The sequence below is a fragment of the Candidatus Pantoea floridensis genome, from assembly GCF_900215435.1.
In the GTDB taxonomy this organism is placed as follows: Bacteria; Pseudomonadota; Gammaproteobacteria; order Enterobacterales; family Enterobacteriaceae; genus Pantoea; species Pantoea floridensis.
In genome coordinates, this window is the sequence record NZ_OCMY01000001.1 from 3,157,474 (window position 1) to 3,179,083 (window position 21,610).

At 55.3% G+C, this 21,610-nt stretch carries 19 protein-coding genes; 10 read left to right on the forward strand and 9 right to left on the reverse strand.

Annotation, left to right across the window (positions count from 1 at the left end; translation table 11 throughout):
* Positions 1 to 3: 3 nt before the first annotated feature.
* From CRO19_RS14730 to CRO19_RS14745, 4 genes are read right to left on the reverse strand one after another with little or no spacing between them, the layout of a single operon-like run.
* Positions 4 to 993, reverse strand: a complete 990-nt coding sequence (locus CRO19_RS14730; RefSeq protein ID WP_097096489.1) for an ABC transporter permease — start codon at positions 991 to 993, stop codon at positions 4 to 6.
* Complete coding sequence (locus CRO19_RS14735) at positions 986 to 2,491, reverse strand: ATP-binding cassette domain-containing protein (protein ID WP_097097669.1); 1,506 nt, start codon at positions 2,489 to 2,491, stop codon at positions 986 to 988. The genes CRO19_RS14730 and CRO19_RS14735 overlap by 8 nt, the downstream gene beginning before the upstream one ends.
* Before the next feature lie 2 nt (positions 2,492 to 2,493).
* Entirely contained in the window at positions 2,494 to 3,477 is a 984-nt protein-coding gene (locus CRO19_RS14740) for a substrate-binding domain-containing protein (RefSeq protein WP_097096490.1), read from the reverse strand.
* 12 nt (positions 3,478 to 3,489) lie between these two features.
* Positions 3,490 to 4,320, reverse strand: coding sequence for a DeoR/GlpR family DNA-binding transcription regulator (locus tag CRO19_RS14745; RefSeq protein WP_097096491.1), 831 nt, complete (start codon positions 4,318 to 4,320; stop codon positions 3,490 to 3,492).
* Positions 4,321 to 4,810: 490 nt separating this feature from the next.
* On the opposite strand from CRO19_RS14745, the gene CRO19_RS14750 reads away from it, so the two are divergent.
* Positions 4,811 to 5,884 (forward strand): DUF1176 domain-containing protein, encoded by a 1,074-nt coding sequence (locus CRO19_RS14750; RefSeq protein WP_097096492.1) that lies wholly within the window; start codon positions 4,811 to 4,813, stop codon positions 5,882 to 5,884.
* A 92-nt stretch (positions 5,885 to 5,976) separates the two neighbouring features.
* Here the strand turns inward: CRO19_RS14750 and ampH are convergent, their stop codons facing one another.
* The 3 genes from ampH to tal form a co-directional block, all read right to left on the reverse strand.
* Positions 5,977 to 7,146 (reverse strand): D-alanyl-D-alanine-carboxypeptidase/endopeptidase AmpH, encoded by a 1,170-nt coding sequence (gene ampH / locus CRO19_RS14755; RefSeq protein WP_097096493.1) that lies wholly within the window; start codon positions 7,144 to 7,146, stop codon positions 5,977 to 5,979.
* A gap of 146 nt (positions 7,147 to 7,292) precedes the next feature.
* Positions 7,293 to 9,302: a transketolase gene (gene tkt, locus CRO19_RS14760; RefSeq protein WP_097096494.1), complete on the reverse strand. Its 2,010-nt coding sequence runs from the start codon at positions 9,300 to 9,302 to the stop codon at positions 7,293 to 7,295.
* A 69-nt stretch (positions 9,303 to 9,371) separates the two neighbouring features.
* Positions 9,372 to 10,322, reverse strand: a complete 951-nt coding sequence (tal, locus tag CRO19_RS14765) for a transaldolase (protein ID WP_097096495.1) — start codon at positions 10,320 to 10,322, stop codon at positions 9,372 to 9,374.
* A 342-nt stretch (positions 10,323 to 10,664) separates the two neighbouring features.
* On the opposite strand from tal, the gene maeB reads away from it, so the two are divergent.
* Positions 10,665 to 12,944 (forward strand): NADP-dependent oxaloacetate-decarboxylating malate dehydrogenase, encoded by a 2,280-nt coding sequence (maeB, locus tag CRO19_RS14770; protein ID WP_097096496.1) that lies wholly within the window; start codon positions 10,665 to 10,667, stop codon positions 12,942 to 12,944.
* A gap of 32 nt (positions 12,945 to 12,976) precedes the next feature.
* Here the strand turns inward: maeB and hemF are convergent, their stop codons facing one another.
* Both hemF and amiA read right to left on the reverse strand, forming a co-directional pair.
* Positions 12,977 to 13,888, reverse strand: coding sequence for an oxygen-dependent coproporphyrinogen oxidase (hemF, locus tag CRO19_RS14775; RefSeq protein WP_097096497.1), 912 nt, complete (start codon positions 13,886 to 13,888; stop codon positions 12,977 to 12,979).
* A gap of 47 nt (positions 13,889 to 13,935) precedes the next feature.
* Positions 13,936 to 14,793 carry an N-acetylmuramoyl-L-alanine amidase AmiA gene (amiA, locus tag CRO19_RS14780; protein WP_097097670.1) on the reverse strand — a complete coding sequence of 286 codons (858 nt, stop codon included), beginning with the start codon at positions 14,791 to 14,793 and terminating at the stop codon, positions 13,936 to 13,938.
* Between the two features lie 211 nt (positions 14,794 to 15,004).
* On the opposite strand from amiA, the gene CRO19_RS14785 reads away from it, so the two are divergent.
* The 8 genes from CRO19_RS14785 to cysA all read left to right on the forward strand — a co-directional run bounded on the left by CRO19_RS14785 (position 15,005) and on the right by cysA (position 21,607).
* Positions 15,005 to 15,430, forward strand: coding sequence for a GNAT family acetyltransferase (locus tag CRO19_RS14785; protein WP_097096498.1), 426 nt, complete (start codon positions 15,005 to 15,007; stop codon positions 15,428 to 15,430).
* On the forward strand, positions 15,430 to 15,891 hold the full coding sequence (locus CRO19_RS14790; RefSeq protein WP_097096499.1) for a DUF2919 domain-containing protein: 462 nt from the start codon (positions 15,430 to 15,432) through the stop codon (positions 15,889 to 15,891). Before CRO19_RS14785 ends, CRO19_RS14790 begins: the two co-directional genes overlap by 1 nt.
* 63 nt (positions 15,892 to 15,954) lie before the next feature.
* Complete coding sequence (locus tag CRO19_RS14795; protein ID WP_097096500.1) at positions 15,955 to 16,569, forward strand: RpoE-regulated lipoprotein; 615 nt, start codon at positions 15,955 to 15,957, stop codon at positions 16,567 to 16,569.
* A 98-nt stretch (positions 16,570 to 16,667) separates the two neighbouring features.
* A complete protein-coding gene (locus CRO19_RS14800) occupies positions 16,668 to 17,564 on the forward strand; it encodes a Dyp-type peroxidase (protein WP_097096501.1) in 897 nt (298 codons plus the stop codon).
* A gap of 243 nt (positions 17,565 to 17,807) precedes the next feature.
* Positions 17,808 to 18,824, forward strand: a complete 1,017-nt coding sequence (locus tag CRO19_RS14805) for a sulfate ABC transporter substrate-binding protein (RefSeq protein ID WP_097096502.1) — start codon at positions 17,808 to 17,810, stop codon at positions 18,822 to 18,824.
* The gene (gene cysT / locus CRO19_RS14810; RefSeq protein WP_097096503.1) at positions 18,824 to 19,657 is read left to right on the forward strand and encodes a sulfate/thiosulfate ABC transporter permease CysT; all 834 of its coding nucleotides are present in this window, start codon (positions 18,824 to 18,826) and stop codon (positions 19,655 to 19,657) included. The genes CRO19_RS14805 and cysT overlap by 1 nt, the downstream gene beginning before the upstream one ends.
* The gene (gene cysW, locus CRO19_RS14815) at positions 19,657 to 20,529 is read left to right on the forward strand and encodes a sulfate/thiosulfate ABC transporter permease CysW (protein WP_097096504.1); all 873 of its coding nucleotides are present in this window, start codon (positions 19,657 to 19,659) and stop codon (positions 20,527 to 20,529) included. Before cysT ends, cysW begins: the two co-directional genes overlap by 1 nt.
* Complete coding sequence (gene cysA / locus CRO19_RS14820; protein ID WP_097096505.1) at positions 20,519 to 21,607, forward strand: sulfate/thiosulfate ABC transporter ATP-binding protein CysA; 1,089 nt, start codon at positions 20,519 to 20,521, stop codon at positions 21,605 to 21,607. The genes cysW and cysA overlap by 11 nt, the downstream gene beginning before the upstream one ends.
* Positions 21,608 to 21,610 lie beyond the last annotated feature (3 nt).

Here is a 21,610-nt window from a genome sequence, read left to right on the forward strand (position 1 = left end):
CGGTCAGACGAAACTGACGTCAGTTTCTTTACGTTTTTTGTAGTGAGTGACGGCGATAGCCACCATGATCACGCCGCCTACCACGATGTTCATGAAGTAGTTGGAGACGCCAATCAGATTCAGGCCGTTCTTCAGGATGGCGATAAGAAAGACGCCCATCAGCGTGCCGCTGACCGTACCTTTGCCGCCCATCAGGCTGGCACCGCCAAGAACGGTGGCGGCCAGCACATCCAGCTCGCCGCCGACCAGCGCGTTCGGCACCACTTCACCCATGCGATAGACCTGCACTAATCCGCCAATCGCCGCCATCGCACCGAGCCAGCCGTAGGCGAAAATATGAATCAGGCCCACGCGAATCCCGATACGCCTTGCCGATTCCGCATCGCCGCCGACTGCATACAGCTGGCGACCAAGATTGGTCTTGTTCAGCAGCAGCGCGGTCAATCCGGCAATCACCAGCATGGTCACCAGCGGTAGGCCAACCTGAAAACTGTTGCCCTGCCACGAGAACGGCAGCACGCTGCGCAGGGTGATCCACCAATCCGGCAGCGAGTAGAGGCTTTTGCCGCCGGTCGCCCACATTAGCAATCCAAACAGCAGCGACTGCATGCTAATGGTGATGATGATCGACACCACGCGCAGCGTGGTAATCAGCAGGGCGTTGATGACGCCAAATAGCGTGCCGCATACCACCGCCAGCACGATGCTGAGCACGGCGTTATCAAACTGGAACTGCACAAACAGCGAGGCGATCAGGTACTGCACCACCGATGCCACCGCCGCGAAGGAGATATCGATGCCGCCGGTCACCAGCACCACAAACAGGCCGAGCGCGAAAATGCCTGTCACGGCATAGCTTTCCGCCAAATCCAGCAGGTTTTGCACCGTCAGGAACTGGTCGCTGGCCATCGAGAAGAACAGGATGAAAGCCAGCAGCACCCAGGCGAGCCAGCCCTGGCTGGAGTGCGGGCGTAAACGAGAAAAATCAGGCATTGATCACCTCCGCCAGCTGGTGTTGCTCAACGGTATCGGGTTGGTATTCGGCATGTACGGTGCCATCACGGAAGTGCAGGATGCGGTCGCAGTTGTACCAAACCTCGGGCACTTCGTCGGAAATCAGAATGATCGACAGACCTTCCTTCGCCAGCGCATGAATCAGCTGATAGATGCTGGCTTTGGCGCCGACATCCACGCCCACGGTCGGCGAATCGAGAATCAAAATGCGCGGCTGGGTCAGCACCCATTTCGCCAGCACAATTTTTTGCTGGTTGCCGCCGGAAAGCGTGGAGATCGCCAGATTGGGATCGGCAACGCGCACGCCGAGCTGCTGAATCCACTGCAAAATCAGCTTGTTCTTGCGGTATTCATCAATGATGTGAAAACGGTTCTGCAGCTTGTCGAGGATCGGCAGCACCATGTTGTCGGCCACCGATTGCTGCTGTACCAAACCGAGGGTGAGACGATCTTCGGAGACGTAACCGATCCCGGCTTTGATCGCATCTTCATGGCCACGGAAGCGCACCGGTTTGCTGTCGAGCCAGATTTTGCCGCTGTCCGGTTTGGTCATGCCAAACAGTGACAATGCCAGTTCGGTGCGGCCGGAGCCGAGCAGGCCGCACAGGCCGAGTACTTCGCCTTGATAGAGTTTGAAATTAACGTCGTGATACTGGCCCGCGCGCGTCAGTTTCTCGACTTCGAGAATCAGGCGATCGTCATTGCGGGTCGGCGTTTTTAGCTGATAGTCCAGCTTCAGGCCGGTCATCAGTTCGGTGAGATGGTGCGGCGTCATCTCTTTGGCGGGCCAGCAGCCCATTTTGCGCCCGTCGCGGATGACCGTGACGCGGTCAGAGATCTCCAGTACTTCATCCAGGCGATGGCTGACAAACACCACGCAGATGTTTTTATCCTTCAGATAACGCACGGTGCGCAGCAGCTGATTCACTTCGGTACGCGTTAATGATGCCGTTGGCTCGTCCATAATCACCAGCCGCGCATCTGCCACCAGCGCCCGGCAAATCGCCACCTGCTGGCGCTGCGCAATCGATAGCGACGACACTTTCGCGTCGAGATCGAGTTCGAACTTCAATTCATCAATGATGCGCTGCGCCGTGGTACGCAGTTTGGCTTTGCGATGCCAGCCGAGCAGGCTATTCAGGTTATGCTCGAAGGCGATGTTCTCCGCCACGCTGAGATTGGGGAACAGCGACAGATCCTGGTAAATCACCTGGATGCCGAAGTCACGCGCCTGACGGGTGGTCAGACGCGGAAAGGTTTGCCCATCACCAAGGGTAATGCGGCTGCCGCTATCCGGGGCATGCACCCCGGAGATGACTTTGATTAAGGTGCTCTTGCCACAGCCGTTGGTGCCAGCGAGACAATGCACTTCGCCAGCCAGCAAGGTCAGCGAGATATCGCTCAGTGCGCGGTTACCACCAAAGGTTTTCGACAGGTTATCGAGCGCAATCAGCGTCTGTGGGATCACCTCATTCATCATTACAGCCCCATTTTCACCAGTTTTGGCAGATTCTCTTTGTCCAGGCTTTCGGTGTTGTTGCCGAGGATGGTGTGGGTCGCCTCGTCAACTTTCACTTTGCCTAAACCCTCAATGGTCATTCCGTCGGTGATGGGCTCTTTCTTCTGCATCATGTCAGCGATACGCACAAACACTTCACCAGCGGTCTGTGGGTTCCAGATGTAGCCGCCTTTGATGGCGCCGCGCTGCACCAGCGATGCGCCCTGGCCAGGGCTGAAGGCACCGATCACGCATACCTGGTCAATCTTGTTGCGGTTCATCACCGCACGGCCGGCACCAATTGGACCTTGTGAACCGAAGGCCATAATGCCCTTCAGATCCGGGTACTTAGACATCAGCTCGTTGGTGGTGCGAATGGAGTCGTCCAGCGATTCGCCGACGCCAAATTTGTCGGTAACCATTTGCATTTTTGGATAATGCGCTTTCTGGTAATTCAGTGCGGCGTCGGTCCACTGTTGGTGCAGCGGCACCGTCAGGCTGCCGACATACATGGCGTATTTGCCTTCCTCGTGCATGCATTGCGCTAGCGCTTTCATGTGATTGATGCCGTGCGTTGACGCATCCACCAGTTCGAAATCCCAGTTCGCGCCTTTCTGATCCGGTGATTCATGGGTAATCACCTCAATACCGGCATCACGCGCGCGTTTCAGCACCGGCTCCAGCACTTTCGGATCATTCGGCACCACGCCAATGATGTCGACCTTCTGCGCAATCAAATCTTCAATCGCACGCACCTGCAAAGCCGGATCGGCGGCAGTTGGACCGACCATCCACGCGTCAATGCCACGTTTGGCTGCTTCACTCTTAATGCCCGCTTCCATGGCGTTGAACCACGGAATACCGCCAATTTTCACCACGATGCCCATGCGTAATTTGTCAGCGGCGTGTGCGCCGGTGGCAGCGAACAGGGCGAGTAAGGAACAGGCGATAAGATGTTTTTTCATAAAGACTCCGATTTAATTTTTTATTAGCTGCATAGAATGGCTGCGCTGGGAGCAATCAATAATATTGACGCCGTTCCAGGCTAATTCTTGTTCCAGCTCTTTGTCTTTTAATTGGTCAGTAATAAGGAAGTCCACATCGCGATAATGGCAAATACGCGCGAATGAGGGCCGCAGGAATTTACTTCCGTCAAGCAGCAGATGCTTTCTTTCCGCTGCTAATAACATCTGTTGTTTTAAATGTGCGTTGTTTTCGTTACCTTCACGTAAATAACCGTCATTGCCTAAACTGCTACAGGAAAAAAAGATCTTGTTAATCTGAAATTCTCTGAGCGGCTGCTCAGCGACGACGCCGTGGAAATCTTCATAACGGTCTGAATATTCTCCACCCAGGCAGATAGTGCGGATGCTGCCGCGTGCTGCAAGGGTTTGCACTATTCGGATTGAATTGGTTAACACCGTTAATTCAATATCCGGAAGCTGTCGCGCTAAATACCAGCAAGTGGTGCTGCTATCGAGTAATATACAATCCCCTGGGCTAATGAAATCGAGTGCACGTTTGGCGATAACCATCTTTGCATCGACGTTTTCATTTACCCGCTGGCGGAAAGATAGATCATACTCGTTAACACCTCTTGTATTTCCCTGAATGTTGGCGGCCTGTCTTTTTGCTGGTACCGCACCTCCGTGGCTGCGCTGTAACAGACCACGTTTCTCCAGCTGAGTTAAATCACGCCGAATAGTTTCTTGTGAAACCTGACATAACGTGACTAATTCAGCGACAATGACCCGACCATTTAAATTTAATTCATCAATAATTCGCTGCTGTCTTTCAATCGGCAACATGACTCCCTCCGATGGTTATAAATTACTGGATAGTGCCGCAGGAAAGTGTGGGCTGCGCACGAGTCCGCAGTCGTCAAAATGCCTGACCCCAGTAGAGTGATTTGGATCTGCTTTTTATGTAAATGAGATGTCTGGTTATCAAAAATAAGTGACATGAGTCACAACAATAAGCGTCATATGGCTTAATTGGCTATCTACGCGCGTTGAATGCCGACCATGGCAAATAAAGCTACCATGACCGCTTATGACCGTTTATGTGTATTTGACCGTTTTGTGATGGTGCATCATTTGTCCGACGAATCCGATTGAGTACTAATCGTGCGAAAAGGATGATGGAGATATCGCGTTATCCCGTACCCGATCGACATAGGGTGACTGCTTTTGCAGCAGTTAACCCCGCTTTTAGGGCCGGCTCACAGTTTAGGCCTGCTGACAGCGTTCCCGTTGCGCTATCATTTTCTTTCTAGGAATTTGGGGACCGATTTTTTTAATGTCGTATTGGATGAAGTTACTGCTTTTATTGCCCTTCCTCTTTGTCGCGTGCGTACAGGCCGAACCGTTGCAAAAGTCGTTTTCTGACTGGCAGCTGACCTGTAACAATGCGGCTTTTTGCGTGGCGCGCAGTTTTCCCGGCGATAACGGCCTGGTGATGACACTCTCGCGTCATGCTGGCGTTAACGATCGTCCACTGCTGCGTATTGATTACGGCAGCGCCTACAGCGGTGAGCTACCGGGCGGTCCGCTAAAAGATAACCTGCTGCTCGATCAGCGCCGTTTAACGCCCGATCTGAAACACTGGACGGTAGAACCTCACCATCTCGCGACCAGCAATGCCATCGCTATTGACGAGTTTCTGGCTCAAACGCTGGATGCACAAAATCTGCAATTAACTTACAAGGCTAATGCCACCATTCCGCTCAGCGGTATGAAGGCAGCGCTGCTGTTGATGGATGATGTGCAGGGCAGGGTGAACGGTGCCAGCGCATGGGTGAAACGAGGCGATCGCGTGCAGTGGGACGTGCCGCCGCAGCCGCTACTGCCGCTGCTCCCAACGCCGTTGCCGCCGCCTGCGCCGTTGACTCAGGAAGAGACCAGCGGATTGATTGATTACGGCACCTGGCGCGTAAATACCGATAACTGCTCGCTCGATCCGCTGCGGCGCGAAGTGAGTGTCTCACCGCTCACCGACAGCAAAGCGCTGCTGCTGGTCAGCTGCGAAACCGGCGCTTATAACGTTATCGATTTGGCATTTGAAGTGACGCGTAGCGCGCCTTATGTGGCGCGCGGTCTGAGCTTAACGTTGCCATTCACCCCCGCTTCCCGCAGCGATAATCAGCTGGAGTTAGTCAATGCGGAGTTCGATGCCAGCAATGGCTTGCTCTACACCTTCAGTAAAGGGCGTGGCTTGGGAGATTGCGGTGTGGCAACGCGCTGGCAATTTGACGGCAACGAGTTTGTGCTGGCGGAATATGCGGAGGAGAAAACCTGTGATGCATGGCACAGCAGTGATGACTGGCCAACCTTGTGGGTTAGCCAATCGCAGAATGCAGTGCAATCGCGTTGAGATCGGTCATGCACAGAATTCAATCATCGCACATTCCGTAGCGGCGCGATTTATCGCGCAATGAATTGCGCCGCTACGATCTGTGGCACTCATCAGCGGATGGCTTTTACTGTCATAGGTGAACCGGACTGATTCCCCACCAGTTCGGTCAGCATATTGTTGACGCCATCGCTCATCGGGGTGAAACGCGTGAGCGGTGAACGCGTCACCACCACAAAGACGCCTACGTTGTGCTGCGGCACCATCGCCATATAGGTGATGAAGCCGCCGCCGCCGCCGGTTTTCTGAATAATCCCCGGACGCCCCTCTTTCGGTCCCATATATACCCAGCCCATGCCCAGCGCATCCGCGCGCCCCGGCACATCCATACCTTCTACTTTGGTTAATTGGTCACGGCGGTAAATCAGGGTTTGCAGGCGATCGATTTGTGGCGTGCGGTGATTCACGGCGGAATTGAGGAATTGCTGCATCCAGCGCCCCATATCGTCTGGCGTTGAGTAAACGCCACCGCTGCCGATGGCCGCCAGCGTGTTGTTACACGGGCTGGCGCCTTTTTCCGCCACCATCAGGCGCTGGCACTGATCCGGTGATGGCGTAAAAGTGGTGTCTTTCATACCGAGCGGACGTGTCACTAATTGCTGCAATAGCGCCGGATACGGCGTGCCTGCCGCTTTGGCCAGCGCATCACTCAGCAGATCGAAGCCGAGATTGGAATACGCCGCGCGCGAGCCGGGCGTCGCTTTCAGTTCGGCACCGCTCAGCCACTGCCAGCGATCGGATTTGGTTGGCCAGACAAACACCGGACGATGCGGTTTGCCGCCCGGCTGCTCGCGCGGCAGCCCGCTGGTGTGCGTGGACAGGTTAATCAGGCGAATCGGTTGTCCGTTATAGCTCGGCACGCGCGCGCCGGGTGGGGCATATTTGCTCAGCGGATCGTCAAGACGAATCTGGCCACGCTCGGCCATTTTCACCATCACTTCGCTGGTCATTAACTTGCTTAGCGAGGCGATACGAATGACGGAATCAGGCTGTGGACGCACGTTATTGCCGGGACGCGTGTCACCAAAGCTGGCGAAAACGCGCTGGTTACCATCAATAGCCACCAGCGCCATACCGGTGGCACCGCTGCCATAGAAAATGTGCTCGGCGTAGCGATCAACAATCTGTGAAGCCAGTAACGGATCGGGCGACGACTGCGCCATGCTTTTTAATGGAAGCACTGAAACCATTAAGGCCAGTAAAAAAGGGGTACGTTTTTTCAACGGGAAAGCGTCCGCTATCAGAATCGGAGGAAAGCTTATAGTAATCAGTTTGTGCGAGGCGTGAAGAGGGCAGAGCGGATTTTTTTCTGTATCAGGCTGTGATCAAAAAATGGCCCTTACGCCAAAAAGACGCAGGGCCAAATCAATCAGTGCGGCTTGAGTAAGGCTTCGGTGTGGCTGACGATGTTCTCGACGGTGAAGCCAAATTCCGGGAACAGTTTGCCAGCTGGTGCAGACTCACCGAAGGTGGTCATGCCGACAATCGCGCCGTCCAGACCGACATACTTGTACCAGTAATCGGCGATACCGGCTTCCACCGCCACGCGCGCTTTCACGCCGGATGGCAGTACCGATTCGCGATAGGCAGCATCCTGCTTATCAAACACGTCGGTGCTTGGTAGTGAAACCACGCGAATTTTATGGCCGCCAGCGGTCAGCTTCTCCGCTGCGCCCAGCGCGATTTCGATCTCTGAACCGGTCGCGATGATGATCGCTTCCGGCGCACCGTCGCTGTCTTTCAGCACATAGCCACCGCGCGCGATATTCGCCACCTGCTCCTGGCTGCGTTCCGGCTGCAGCAGGTTTTGACGCGACAGAATCAGCGCCGTTGGGCCGTGATGGCGCTCAACGGCGGCTTTCCACGCGACGGCGGTTTCCACCTGATCGCACGGACGCCACAGGCTAAGGTTTGGCGTGACGCGCAGGCTGGCAATTTGCTCAACCGGCTGGTGCGTGGGACCATCTTCTCCGAGGCCGATCGAGTCATGCGTATACACCAATACCTGACGCGCTTTCATCAGCGCCGCCATGCGCACCGCATTACGCGCGTACTCAACGAACATCAGGAAGGTGGCGGTATAAGGCACGAATCCGCCGTGATGGGCGATACCGTTACCGATTGCCGTCATACCAAACTCACGCACGCCGTAGTGAATGTAGTTACCGGCAGTATCCTCTTTGATCGATTTCGAGCCCGACCAAATGGTGAGGTTACTTGGCGCCAGGTCGGCAGAACCGCCAAGGAATTCCGGCAGCAGCTTACCAAACACTTCCAGCGTATTTTGCGATGCTTTACGGCTGGCGATTTTTTGCGGATTAGCCTGTAGCTCTTCAACAAACTTCTGTACTTCGCTGTTCCAGTTGGCTGGCATTTCACCGTTCAGACGACGGCTAAACTCTTGTGCCAGCTCGGGATGCGCCTCTTTATACGCGGCAAATTTCTCATCCCAGGATTTCTCACGCTGTGCGCCCGCTTCTTTAGCATCCCACTGCTGATAAATCTCTTTCGGGATCTCAAACGGTGGATAGTGCCAGCCCAGTTTCTGCCGCGTCAGCGCCACTTCTTCTTCGCCCAGCGCCGCGCCGTGCGACTCCTCTTTACCGGCTTTATTCGGCGAGCCGAAGCCAATGGTGGTGCGGCAGATAATCAGCGACGGTTTATCGGTGACGCTTTGCGCTTCTTTAATTGCGGCAGCAATGGCTTCTGAATCGTGGCCGTCGATGCCTTCTGCGCTGCCGATCACATGCCAGTTATAGGCTTCGAAGCGTTTGTGGGTGTCATCGGTGAACCAACCTTCGGTTTCACCATCGATGGAAATACCGTTGTGATCGTAGAAGCCAATCAGTTTACCAAGGCCGAGCGTGCCGGCCAGCGAGCTGACTTCGTGCGAAATACCTTCCATCAAACAGCCATCGCCCATAAACACGTAGGTGTGATGGTCAACGATGTCGTGACCGGGACGGTTAAACTGCGCCGCCAGCGTACGTTCAGCAATCGCCAAACCGACCGCATTGGCTAAGCCCTGGCCCAGCGGCCCGGTGGTGGTTTCCACGCCTGGCGTGTAACCAATTTCCGGGTGACCGGGGGTTTTTGAATGCAGCTGACGGAAATTTTTCAGCTCTTCCATCGGCAGATCGTAGCCGGTGAGATGCAGCAAGCTGTAGAGCAGCATTGAGCCGTGACCGTTGGAGAGGATAAAGCGGTCACGATCGGCCCAGGCCGGGTTGTTCGGATTGTGCTTCAGGACATCGCGCCATAACACTTCGGCGATATCTGCCATGCCCATTGGCATGCCGGGGTGGCCGGAATTTGCTTTTTGTACCGCATCCATGCTGAGTGCACGAATCGCGTTAGCCAACTCTCTGCGTGAAGACATAAGGTTCTCCCTTGTGATTTGGCGATAGCGGATGAGCCGTTGCCCATCCGCCATAAGAGTGATTGCGGGTTACAGACGTGACGAGAGGACGTCTTCCAGCTTCTGTTGGTCAATGGCGAACTGACGGATGCCGTCTGACAGTTTTTCAACCGCCATCGGATCCTGATTATGTTCCCAACGGAATTCCGCTTCTGACAGTGAAGCCGGCTGATGGAAGCCTTCGGTTGATGGCTCCAGTTTGCGTTCCAGTGGCGCGTCGCTGTTGGCCAGCTCTTCCAGCAGATTTGGCGAAATGGTCAGGCGATCGCAGCCGGCCAGCGCCAGGATCTGTTCCACTTTACGGAAGCTGGCGCCCATAATGACGGTGCTGTAACGGTGCTTTTTGTAGTAATCGTAGATACGACGCACAGATTTCACGCCTGGATCTTCATCCACCACATACGGATCGATAGGTTTGCGTGAGTTGTACCAGTCGTAAATACGGCCAACGAACGGTGAAATCAGGAACACACCGGCTTCGGCACAGGCGCGCGCTTGGGCGAACGAGAACAGCAGCGTCAGGTTGCACTGAATACCATTTTTCTCCAGCTCCTCGGCGGCTTTGATGCCCTCCCAGGTGGAGGCCAGTTTGATCAGAATGCGTGAGCGATCGATACCGTGCTCTTCGTACAGACGCACCAGCTTCTCGGCTTTGGTGACACACATGCCACGATCGAAGGAGAGGCGCGCATCCACTTCGGTCGAAACACGGCCCGGCACGCTTTTCAGAATTTCCATACCGAGATTAATCGCCACTTTATCGCTGGCGTTGATAATTTGCGTCTCTTTGCTGCCGCCCTGTTTTTTTGCGTAGTCGATGGCGTCATCAATCAGGTGCTTGTAACCCTCGAGACCGGCGGCTTTCAGGATCAATGATGGGTTGGTGGTCGCGTCTTGTGGGTGATAATTGCGAATAGATTCAATGTCGCCACTGTCAGCCACCACGGTGGTGTACTGTTTTAATGCATCTAGCTGGTTCATCGCTTAACTCCTTGATTAGCAATAATGTGGGCAAACGTGCTGCACCCATTCCTGTTAAGTAGTGGTCCAACACAGTGCTACAGACGTTGCACGAAGAAAATGCGTTTTCTCTGATTGTGCCGTCGTGGCGCTTAAGAGGTGCGATAGTGAAAGGAGGACGGGCCTTAATCGGTTCAGCTACGCTTTTTGCCATCACTAAGAATAGCAGGCTGTGGCAAAGCCGCAGGCGAAGCGGTAGCAATCCGTGCCTTTCAGACTGCGCGTTCTTTGAGCGCCTTCACCCTCTTTTGCTGCACAGATTCCTATACTGAACGCTCATTTAGCTGCGCCACAGGATGCCTAATGGACGATCAACTTAAGCAAAGCGCTCTCGATTTTCACCAATATCCCATCCCCGGAAAAATTCAGGTTTCACCCACCAAACCTTTAGCTACGCAGCGCGATTTGGCGCTTGCCTACTCGCCTGGCGTAGCTGCGCCCTGTCTGGAAATCGCCGCCGATCCGCTGGCCGCGGGCAAATACACCGCACGTGGCAATCTGGTGGCGGTGATCTCCAACGGCACCGCGGTGCTAGGGCTCGGCAACATTGGCGCGCTGGCGAGTAAGCCGGTAATGGAAGGCAAGGGCGTGCTGTTTAAAAAGTTCGCTGGCATCGATGTGTTCGATATCGAAATTGATGAGCACGATCCCGACAAGCTGATTGAAGTCATCGCCGCGCTGGAGCCGACCTTTGGCGGCATCAACCTGGAAGATATCAAAGCGCCGGAGTGTTTTTATATTGAGCAGCAGTTGCGCCAGCGCATGCAGATTCCGGTGTTTCACGACGATCAGCACGGCACGGCGATTATCTGCACCGCCGCAGTGCTTAACGGCTTAACCATCGTCAAAAAAGCCATTAGCGATGTGCGGCTGGTGGTATCCGGTGCGGGCGCCTCGGCCATCGCCTGCCTTAATCTGCTGGTGGCGCTCGGCATGCAGAAGCACAACATTGTGGTGTGCGATTCCAAAGGGGTGATCTATCGCCATCGCGAGCCCAACATGACGCCGACCAAAGCTGAATATGCGGTTGCCGACAGCGGCGCACGCACGCTGGATGAGGTGATTGGCGGCGCGGATATTTTCCTCGGCTGTTCCGGCCCTAAAGCGCTGACGCCGGAGATGGTGCAAAAGATGGCGCAGGATCCGCTGATTCTGGCACTCGCCAATCCTGAACCGGAAATTATGCCACCGCTGGCGAAGCAGGTACGACCTGACGCCATTATCTGCACCGGGCGCTCTGATTTCCCTAACCAGGTAAACAACGTGCTGTGTTTCCCGTTTATCTTCCGCGGCGCGCTGGACGTGGGCGCTACGGCGATCAATGAAGAGATGAAGCTGGCGGCGGTGCATGCGATAGCGGCGTTAGCGCAGGCGGAGCAGAGCGATGTGGTGGCCTCAGCGTATGACGATCAAGACTTGAGTTTCGGTCCGGAATACCTGATTCCTAAACCTTTTGATCCGCGATTGATTGTGCAGATTGCGCCAGCGGTGGCAAAAGCGGCGATGGAATCTGGCGTGGCTACGCGGCCCATTGACGATTTTGATGCCTACCGTGAGAAGCTCACCGAGTTCGTTTACAAAACCAACCTGTTTATGAAGCCGATCTTCTCGCAGGCGCGCAAAGATCCGAAACGCGTGGTAATGGCGGAAGGGGAGGAGGTGCGCGTGCTGCACGCCACGCAGGAGCTGGTGACGCTCGGGCTGGCGAAGCCGATTCTGATTGGCCGTCCCAACGTGATCGCCATGCGCCTGCAAAAGCAGGGATTAAAAATCGAAGCGGGTAAGGATTTTGAGATCGTTAATAACGAGTCCGATCCGCGCTTCAAAGAGTACTGGAACGAGTATTACCAAATCATGAAACGGCGCGGCGTAACGCCGGAAACCGCCCAGCGTGCGGTGATCGGTAATCCGACGCTGATTGGTGCAATTATGGTCCATCGTGGAGAAGCCGACGCGCTGATCTGCGGCACCATCGGCGATTACCAGGAACATTACGATGTGGTGGAGAAAGTGTTTGGCCTGCGCGATGACGTGAAGGTGGCGGGCGCGATGAATGCATTGCTGCTGCCGAGCGGTAACACTTTTATCGCTGACACTTACGTTAATGAAGATCCCAGCGCCGAGCAGCTGGCGGATATTACGCTGCTGGCGGCGGAAACCGTGCGGCGCTTTGGGATTGAGCCGCGCGTGGCGCTGCTGTCACACTCCAGCTTTGGTACGTCCAACGCGCCGGGCGCACGTAAAATGCGCGAAGTGCTGGCGCTGATCCAGCAACGTGCGCCGGATTTAGAGATTGATGGTGAGATGCACGGAGATGCCGCGCTGGTGGAGAGCATTCGCCGCGAACTGATGCCGGATAGCCCGCTAAAGGGCACCGCCAATTTGCTGATTATGCCCAACGTAGAAGCGGCGCGCATCAGCTACAACCTGCTGCGCGTCTCCTGTTCAGAAGGGGTCACCGTGGGGCCAGTGTTGATGGGAATCAGCAAGCCGGTACATGTGTTGACGCGTATTGCCTCAGTGCGGCGTATTGTGAATATGGTGGCGTTAGCGGTGGTAGAGGCGCAGACCGAACCGTTGTGAAACCAGGTCGCCATCAATGGCGACCTTACGAGTTATGCCAACCAATCCTTCACCGGCAAAAAATCGCGGTATAACGCGGCTTCGGGAGAGTTGGCTTCCGGTTGATAATCATATTCCCAGCGCACCAGCGGCGGCATCGACATCAAAATGGATTCGGTGCGGCCGCCGGTTTGCAGGCCAAACAGCGTACCGCGATCCCATACCAGATTGAATTCTACATAGCGACCGCGACGATAGAGCTGGAACTGGCGCTCGCGATCGCCCCACGGCAACGCTTTGCGCTTCGCCACAATCGGCAGATAGGCCTGAGAGAAACCGTTGCCCACCGCTTGCATAAAATCGAAGCAATAGTCGAAATCCGGCGTGTTCAGGTCGTCATAAAACAGCCCACCGATGCCGCGCTGCTCGTCGCGATGCTTGAGGTAGAAGTAATCGTCACACCATTTTTTGTAGCGTGGATAGATATCCTCGCCAAACGGCTGGCACAGATCGTGGGCGGTTTGATGCCAGTGCAGCGCATCGTCTTCGAAGCCGTAATAGGGCGTGAGGTCGAATCCGCCGCCGAACCACCAAACGGGATCGGCACCTGGTTTTTCTGCAATAAAAAAGCGCACGTTGGCGTGGCTGGTAGGGACGTAAGGACTTTCCGGATGCACCACCAGCGACACGCCCATTGCTTCAAAGCTGCGACCCGCCAACTCGGGGCGATGCGCGGTGGCGGAGGCCGGCATTTGGTCGCCATGCACATGTGAAAAGTTCACGCCCGCTTGTTCAAATACCGCACCATTACGCAACACGCGGCTGCGTCCGCCGCCGCCGCCGGGGCGCTGCCACTCATCTTCAGCAAAGCTCGCCTTGCCATCTTCCGCCGCTAATTGGGCGCAAATATCATCCTGCAGCGCCAGCAAAAAGGCTTTGACGCGGGAAATATCGGGATTGCTCATCAGTTACTCGTTCCGGAAATTTGCCGCGATTCTATCACAGGAAAAAGCTAGGCTTCGCGACGATCGACCTCATCAAAGTAACGGGAGATGCCATCGGCAATAGCACTGGCGATTTTCTGCCGAAATGCCTGGGTGCCGAGCAACTGCTCTTCGCGCGGATTGGTAATAAAGGAGGTTTCAACCAATACCGAAGGAATCGACGGCGATTTCAGCACGGCAAAAGCCGCCTGCTCGGTGTGCTGGCTGTGCAGATGATGCACCGGGCGGATCTGATCCAGCACGTGCTTGCCGAGCGTCAGGCTGTTACGGATGGTGTCGGTCTGCACCAGATCGAACAGAATCTGGTTGAGGTAATGATCTTTATCCTGCACTTCGGCGCCGCCCACTTTGTCAGCATCATTTTCACGCTGCGACAGGTAGCGCGCCATTGCACTGCTGGCTCCGCGGTTGGAGAGCGCAAACACCGACGCGCCGTTGGCGTCCGGGCTGGTATAGCCGTCGGCGTGAATCGACATAAACAGATTGGCGCCATGCTGGTGGGCGATCTCAACACGCTGATAAAGCGGAATAAAGTGGTCGCTTTCGCGCGTCAGGCGGACTTCGATGCGCGGATGCGATTGCAGCAACGTTTTCACGGTATTGGCGATGGCAAGAACGATATGTTTCTCTTCGGAGCCTTCTTCACCTACCGCGCCGGAATCAATGCCGCCGTGACCGGGATCGATCATCACGATACGTTTGCCATTAGCGGCGGGTTTTGGTGGCGTATGGCGCGAGTTGACGCGCAGAGTGCTGTTCTCTTCCGTTGCCTGCACGGCGCGCGGCGACAACACCGCCAGCGCTAAACCGGAAAGAATCAGTTGGCGACGGTTGGTAAGGCGCTTAAGCAGTGAAATCTTCTTCATTAACGGGTCCATGACAGGTAAATCCTGCCCAATGTTATAGCGTAACAATGCCCAGGCGGCGACCTCGTAACTATTTCAAGCGTTTACTTTCTATTGCAACTGACTAACAGAAATGTCGCGCTTTTTTTGCACCGTTGTGTCGCGTGAGGGTTGCGCCTGGCAAAGAATGCGTGATAATCAACGAATTGTGCCTAACAGCAGGGTAACGTCGATGGAAATCCGTTCTTTCCGCCAGGAAGATTTTGAAGAAGTGATCACGCTCTGGGAGCGTTGCGATTTGTTACGCCCCTGGAACGATCCGGAGCTGGATATTGAACGCAAAATGAACCACGACCCGGAACTGTTTCTGGTGGCGGAAGTCGGCGGTGAAGTAGTCGGTACGCTGATGGGCGGCTATGACGGTCACCGCGGTTCTGTCTACTATCTGGCGGTACATCCCGATTATCAGGGGCGTGGTTTTGCCAATGCGTTGATGAATCGTCTGGAGAAGAAGCTGATCGCGCGCGGCTGTCCAAAAATCAATTTGATGGTGCGCGAAGAGAACGATCAGGTGGTGGCGTTTTATGAGAAGCTGGATTACGAGCCGGTGGACGCGCTGCTGCTGGGCAAGCGTTTAATTGAAGATCGTGAGTATTAATGATCGGTTTGAAATACCTTCCTGAAGAGTACGATGCGAAAGGGCAGCTGCGGCTGCCATTTCTTTTTTGGCTGATTCTGTTATTGCAGGCGCGCACCTGGCTGCTGCTGGTGATGGCGGGTGCCTCTCGCCAGCAGGGCAACGATTTGCTGGCGCTGTTCTATCCCGATCGCCAAAGCTTCTGGCTGGGACTGGCATTAGGCATCCCGGCGGCCATCGGTTTGTTGTTGACGGGCTATCGTCAGCGCTGGCCGCGTCTGTGGCAAAGCTGGCGTCACGTATTGAGTGCGTCGCTGCTGATAAGCCTGCTGTGGCAAGGCTCCAGCTTGCTGCAGGGGGCGTTTCCCGACTCGCCGCTGCCGCTGTTATTGACGCTCTTCGATTTGCTCGCCTTGTTCTGGTTGCAAACCCAACGGCGGCTACGCGACTGCTTTCTACCAGAGCATCAGCACGTCGAGTAAACTTTTTGCCGGTTTGTGACTCCAACAGGCACGCCAATCGGCTTAGCAGATCAAGGAGTTTTCATGAAAGTTGTTCGTCACGCACTGCTGGTTAGCAGCATGGTTCTGGCTGGCTGCGCCAGTTCGGGTTCTTCTACCAGCGCGAGCGAAAGCCATTGGTACAATCCACTCAGCTATCACTGGTCTGCGCTAAATCCATTGGGCTGGTTTGGCGGATCGCTTGAGGTGACCGAACAAGGCGTGGCGGGCCTGACAAGCACCACGGCGATGTCGGAGGAGGCCATCAATAAAGCGCTAAACGGCGATTATAAACTGCGTCAGGGCATGCGCACGCAGAATGGTCAGGTGGTCGATTTCTGGCAGGCGCTGGATGGCGACAACGTCAAATTGGTGATTAACGGCACTACCAGCGTTGAGCGTATTGAAGTGCAGGATGCCGATGCTAAAGCGGCAGACGGCAGCAAGATTGGCGACCTGTTCAGTGAAAAATTCAGCAAAGCGTTTAATAACTGCAAAATGGCTTCGGGTTTGGATGCGCATGATGTTGAATGCCGAGCACCGGGCAGCCAGCATATTTTCTTTGTCTACAGCGGTGAATGGCATGGGCCTGAAGGTTTGATGCCATCTGACGACACCCTAAAAAGCTGGAAAATCAGTAAGATCGTCTGGCAGCGTTAATCGATTAAAAGTTGCGTAAACGCACACTGAGTGCGCGGCTTTCCGGTATGATACGGGCGAAAAAATACCGTCTAACCTTCATGCCGGAGAGCACATTCATGTCTCAGTTTCAGAGCGGTATCCTGCTGGAACACCGCCGATTCGCCATTTGGCTCGAAGCCCGCGTTACGGGCGATCTTGATGCGCTACGTCAGGGCAGCAAATCCTTCTTAAAGCAGCTCAATGCGCTGCAATCCCAATTCAGTCAGGCCGGATTAGGCGCGGTGATCGCTTTTGGTGATGCGCTGTGGCGCGATCTACAGGGCAGCGCCTCCGCGCCAGAGCTCAAACCTTTCGCGCCGTTGGGTAAAGGTATTGCGCCTGCGACCCAACGCGATGTGCTGATCCACATTCAATCACAGCGGCATGATGTGAATTTCGCGCTGGCGCAGGCTGCCATCGGCGCCTTTGCGGATGCCGTTAATATTGAAGAAGAGACGCACGGTTTCCGTTGGATAGAAGATCGTGACCTTTCCGGCTTTGTTGACGGCACGGAAAACCCACAGGGCGAGGCGCGCCAACAGGTGGCGATTATTGGTGAAGGTCCGGATGCTGGCGGCAGCTATGTGTTTACTCAGCGCTGGGAGCACAATCTCCAGCTGTGGAATCGTCTGGCGGTAGAAAAGCAGGAAGCGATCATTGGGCGTACTAAAGCGACCAATGAAGAGCTACCGGGCGATCAACGTCCGGAGACTTCACATCTCAGCCGTGTCGATCTGAAAGAACAGGGCAAGGGCCTGAAGATTCTGCGTCAAAGTCTGCCTTACGGCAGCGCCAGCGGTAAGCACGGCTTGTACTTCATTTCCTACTGTCATCGCCTGTATAACATTGAGCAGCAGTTGCTGAGCATGTTCGGCGAGCGCGACGGCAAAATGGATGCCATGCTGCGCTTCACTAAGCCGGTCAGCGGCAGCTACTTTTTTGCGCCGTCGCTGGCGGCGTTGCACGCGATTTGATTAAGGTAGGGGCGCCATAAATGGCGCCCCTACGAAATCTCGCATTGTGGTGTCGCCATTTATGGCGACCTGTTTAACCCGGTTCAATCCCATCCGCTGCATAAACTCTCCCGCCGTCTTATGCTTTTTTAAACTTTGAAATCCCTAAACGATATATAAAACCGTTACAGCTTTCTCCTGAGTTATAAATACACTGACTGCATCTAATGACATTGGCGTAATGGCCGTCTTTCAGGGTGCAGCATGACACTTCCGATTTCGAAAAAATGGCTTGGCGGTATCGCGCTCTCGCTGAGTATCGCGAGTGCGGCGCAGGCGACCGAGTTGCTCAACAGTTCATATGATGTTTCACGCGAACTGTTCGTCGCCCTGAATGCGCCCTTTGAAAAGCAGTGGGACGCTGCGCATCCCAATGACAAGCTGACGATCAAGCAATCGCATGCCGGTTCTTCCAAACAGGCGCTGGCGATTCTGCAAGGTCTGCGCGCTGATGTGGTGACCTACAATCAGGTAACGGATGTGCAGGTGCTGCATGACAAAGGCCAACTGATTCCGGCTGACTGGCAACAACGTTTACCCAACAACAGCTCGCCGTTTTACTCCACCATGGCATTTCTGGTGCGTAAAGGTAACCCAAAGCAGATTCACAGCTGGGCCGATCTGGCACGCGACAACGTGAAGCTGATCTTCCCTAATCCCAAAACGTCAGGCAACGGGCGCTATACCTATCTTGCCGCGTGGGGCGCTGCCGATCAGGCAGATGGTAAAGATAAAGCCAAAACTGAAGCCTTCATGACAAAATTTTTGAAGAACGTCGAAGTGTTTGATACCGGCGGTCGTGGCGCAACGACCACCTTTGCCGAACGCGGCTTAGGTGATGTGCTGGTAAGCTTTGAATCGGAAGTGAATAATATCCGCAATCAGTACGGCAAAGATCAGTATGAAGTGATCGTACCGGAAACGAATATTCTGGCGGAATTCCCGGTGGCGTGGGTCGACAAAAATGTCGAACACAATGGCACCGCTGACGCCGCTAAAGCCTATCTGAATTATCTCTACACGCCTGAGGCGCAGAAAATCATCACCAGCTATTACTATCGCGTAAATAACCCACAGCTGATGGCGCAGCAGAAAGACCGCTTCCCGAAGACCAACCTGTTCAACGTCAACGATGCCTTTGGCGGCTGGGATAACGTGATGAAAGTCCATTTTGGTTCAGACGGTGAGCTGGACAAATTACTGGCAGCGGGGCGCGGATAATGTTCGCGCTGGCGCAAAAACGAGTCTTGCCTGGCTTTGGCTTGAGCCTTGGCACCAGCCTGTTGTTCACCTGCCTGATTCTGCTGCTGCCGATCAGCGCGTTACTGATGCAACTGTCGCAGATGACGCTGACGCAATATTGGGATGTGATTACGCATCCGCAGCTGATCGCCGCGTATAAAGTGACGATTCTGGCGGCGGGGGTGGCATCACTGTTCAATGCGGTATTTGGCATGCTGATGGCGTGGATTTTGACGCGCTATCGCTTCCCGGGCCGCACGCTGCTGGATGGCTTGATGGACCTACCGTTTGCATTGCCCACCGCAGTCGCGGGTTTGACGCTGGCGGGCCTGTTTTCGGTAAACGGCTGGTACGGTCAGTGGCTGGCGCATTTTGATATCAAAGTTTCTTACACCTGGCTCGGCATCGCCGTCGCCATGGCCTTCACCAGCATCCCATTTGTGGTGCGTACCGTGCAGCCAGTGCTGGAAGAGTTAGGACCGGAATATGAAGAAGCCGCAGAAACCCTTGGCGCTACGCGCTGGCAGAGTTTCCGGCGCGTAGTGCTGCCTGAAGTCGCACCGGCTTTACTGGCGGGTACCGCGCTGTCGTTTACCCGCAGCATTGGTGAGTTTGGTGCGGTGATCTTTATCGCCGGTAACATTGCCTGGAAAACGGAAGTGACGTCGTTGATGATTTTTGTCCGCCTGCAGGAGTTCGATTACCCGGCAGCGAGCGCGATTGCTTCAGTGATTATGGCGGCTTCTTTGCTGCTGCTGTTTGCGATCAACACCCTGCAGAGCCGCTTTGGCCGTCGCTTAGGAGGCCACTGATGGCGGAGATTTCACACCTCAATCACGCCGATCGCCAGCCCATTAACTGGGGCAAGTGGCTGCTGATTGGCATCGGCGCGCTGGTTTCCCTGCTGCTGCTGGTGGTGCCGATGGTGTCCATCTTTTGGGAGGCGCTTAATCAGGGCTTAGTGGCTTCACTGACTAACCTGAAAGATGGCGACATGCTGCACGCCATCTGGCTGACCCTCTTAGTGGCGCTGATTACCGTGCCGGTGAATATGGTGTTCGGTACGCTGCTGGCGTGGCTGGTGACGCGTTTTACCTTTCCGGGTCGCCAACTGCTGCTGACGCTTTTTGATATCCCCTTTGCCGTGTCGCCGGTGGTTGCTGGCTTGATGTATCTGCTGTTCTGGGGCGTTAACGGCCCGGCAGGTGGCTGGCTAGATGCACACAATATCCAGATTATGTTCTCCTGGCCCGGCATGGTGCTGGCTACCATCTTCGTTACCTGCCCGTTTGTGGTGCGCGAATTGGTGCCGGTGATGCTCAGCCAGGGTAGCCACGAAGACGAGGCGGCGGTGCTGCTTGGCGCATCCGGCTGGCAGATGTTCCGCCGCGTGACGCTGCCGAACATCCGCTGGGCACTGATGTACGGCGTGGTGCTGACTAACGCACGTGCGATTGGTGAGTTTGGTGCGGTCTCGGTGGTTTCGGGATCGATACGCGGCGAAACCTATACCTTGCCGCTTCAGGTTGAATTACTGCATCAGGATTACAACACCGTGGGCGCCTTTACCGCCGCCGCGCTGCTGACCCTGATGGCAATTGTGACGCTGTTTCTGAAAAGCGTGGTGCAGTGGCGATTAGAGCATCAGCAGAAGCGCCTACAGGAGGAAAATCATGAGCATTGAGATTAAACAAATTAACAAAGCGTTTGACCGCACGTCGGTACTGAACGACATCTCTCTGGATATTCCTTCCGGCAAGATGGTGGCGCTGCTGGGACCGTCCGGTTCCGGGAAAACCACGCTGCTGCGCATTATCGCCGGGCTGGAACATCAGAACAGCGGCCAGATCCATTTTAATGGCAAAGACGTGAGCCGCATCCATGCGCGCGATCGCCAGGTCGGCTTCGTCTTCCAGCATTACGCGCTGTTCCGTCACATGACGGTATTCGACAACATTGCTTTTGGTTTGACCGTACTGCCGCGCCGTGAACGGCCGAATGCGGCAGAGATCAAAAAGCGCGTAACGCGTCTGCTGGAGATGGTGCAGCTGGGCCATCTGGCAAATCGTTTCCCGGCACAGCTTTCGGGCGGCCAAAAGCAGCGTGTCGCACTGGCACGTGCGCTGGCGGTCGAGCCGCAAATTCTGCTGCTGGATGAACCGTTTGGTGCGCTGGATGCGCAGGTGCGTAAAGAGCTGCGCCGTTGGCTGCGTCAGCTGCACGAAGAGTTGAAGTTTACCAGCGTGTTCGTCACCCACGATCAGGAAGAGGCGATGGAAGTGGCCGACACCGTGGTGGTGATGAGCCAGGGCAATATCGAACAGGTGGGTACGCCTGACGACGTGTGGCGCGATCCGGCTACTCGCTTTGTGCTGGAATTTCTCGGTGAAGTGAACCGCTTTAATGGTGAAGTGCACGGCTCGCAGTTCCACGTTGCCGCACATCGCTGGCCGCTGGGCTATACACCTGCTCATCAGGGCGAAGTCGAGCTGTTCCTGCGTCCATGGGAAATTGATATTTCACGCCAGAGCAGCCTGGAAACACCGCTGCCGGTGCAGGTGCTGGAAATTAGCCCGCGCGGCCACTTCTGGCAGCTGGTAGTGCAGCCAAGTGGCTGGCAGGGCGACGTCTTCTCCGTGGTGTTCGATGGCGATCATACTGCGCCGATTCGCGGTGAACGCTTGTTTGTCGGCCTGCAACAGGCCCGCATCTATCATGGCACTACGCCGCTAAGCCCGGTTGCCTTTGCCGAGAGCGCCTGATAT

Coding starts and splice junctions, on each gene's coding strand:
- CRO19_RS14730 (WP_097096489.1), bottom strand. CDS start 993: ATGCCTGATTTTTCTCGTTTACGCCCGCACTCCAGCCAGGGCTGGCTC.
- CRO19_RS14735 (WP_097097669.1), bottom strand. CDS start 2,491: ATGAATGAGGTGATCCCACAGACGCTGATTGCGCTCGATAACCTGTCG.
- CRO19_RS14740 (WP_097096490.1), bottom strand. CDS start 3,477: ATGAAAAAACATCTTATCGCCTGTTCCTTACTCGCCCTGTTCGCTGCC.
- CRO19_RS14745 (WP_097096491.1), bottom strand. CDS start 4,320: ATGTTGCCGATTGAAAGACAGCAGCGAATTATTGATGAATTAAATTTA.
- CRO19_RS14750 (WP_097096492.1), top strand. CDS start 4,811: ATGTCGTATTGGATGAAGTTACTGCTTTTATTGCCCTTCCTCTTTGTC.
- tkt (WP_097096494.1), bottom strand. CDS start 9,302: ATGTCTTCACGCAGAGAGTTGGCTAACGCGATTCGTGCACTCAGCATG.
- tal (WP_097096495.1), bottom strand. CDS start 10,322: ATGAACCAGCTAGATGCATTAAAACAGTACACCACCGTGGTGGCTGAC.
- maeB (WP_097096496.1), top strand. CDS start 10,665: ATGGACGATCAACTTAAGCAAAGCGCTCTCGATTTTCACCAATATCCC.
- hemF (WP_097096497.1), bottom strand. CDS start 13,888: ATGAGCAATCCCGATATTTCCCGCGTCAAAGCCTTTTTGCTGGCGCTG.
- amiA (WP_097097670.1), bottom strand. CDS start 14,793: ATGAAGAAGATTTCACTGCTTAAGCGCCTTACCAACCGTCGCCAACTG.
- CRO19_RS14785 (WP_097096498.1), top strand. CDS start 15,005: ATGGAAATCCGTTCTTTCCGCCAGGAAGATTTTGAAGAAGTGATCACG.
- CRO19_RS14790 (WP_097096499.1), top strand. CDS start 15,430: ATGATCGGTTTGAAATACCTTCCTGAAGAGTACGATGCGAAAGGGCAG.
- CRO19_RS14795 (WP_097096500.1), top strand. CDS start 15,955: ATGAAAGTTGTTCGTCACGCACTGCTGGTTAGCAGCATGGTTCTGGCT.
- CRO19_RS14800 (WP_097096501.1), top strand. CDS start 16,668: ATGTCTCAGTTTCAGAGCGGTATCCTGCTGGAACACCGCCGATTCGCC.
- CRO19_RS14805 (WP_097096502.1), top strand. CDS start 17,808: ATGACACTTCCGATTTCGAAAAAATGGCTTGGCGGTATCGCGCTCTCG.
- cysT (WP_097096503.1), top strand. CDS start 18,824: ATGTTCGCGCTGGCGCAAAAACGAGTCTTGCCTGGCTTTGGCTTGAGC.
- cysW (WP_097096504.1), top strand. CDS start 19,657: ATGGCGGAGATTTCACACCTCAATCACGCCGATCGCCAGCCCATTAAC.
- cysA (WP_097096505.1), top strand. CDS start 20,519: ATGAGCATTGAGATTAAACAAATTAACAAAGCGTTTGACCGCACGTCG.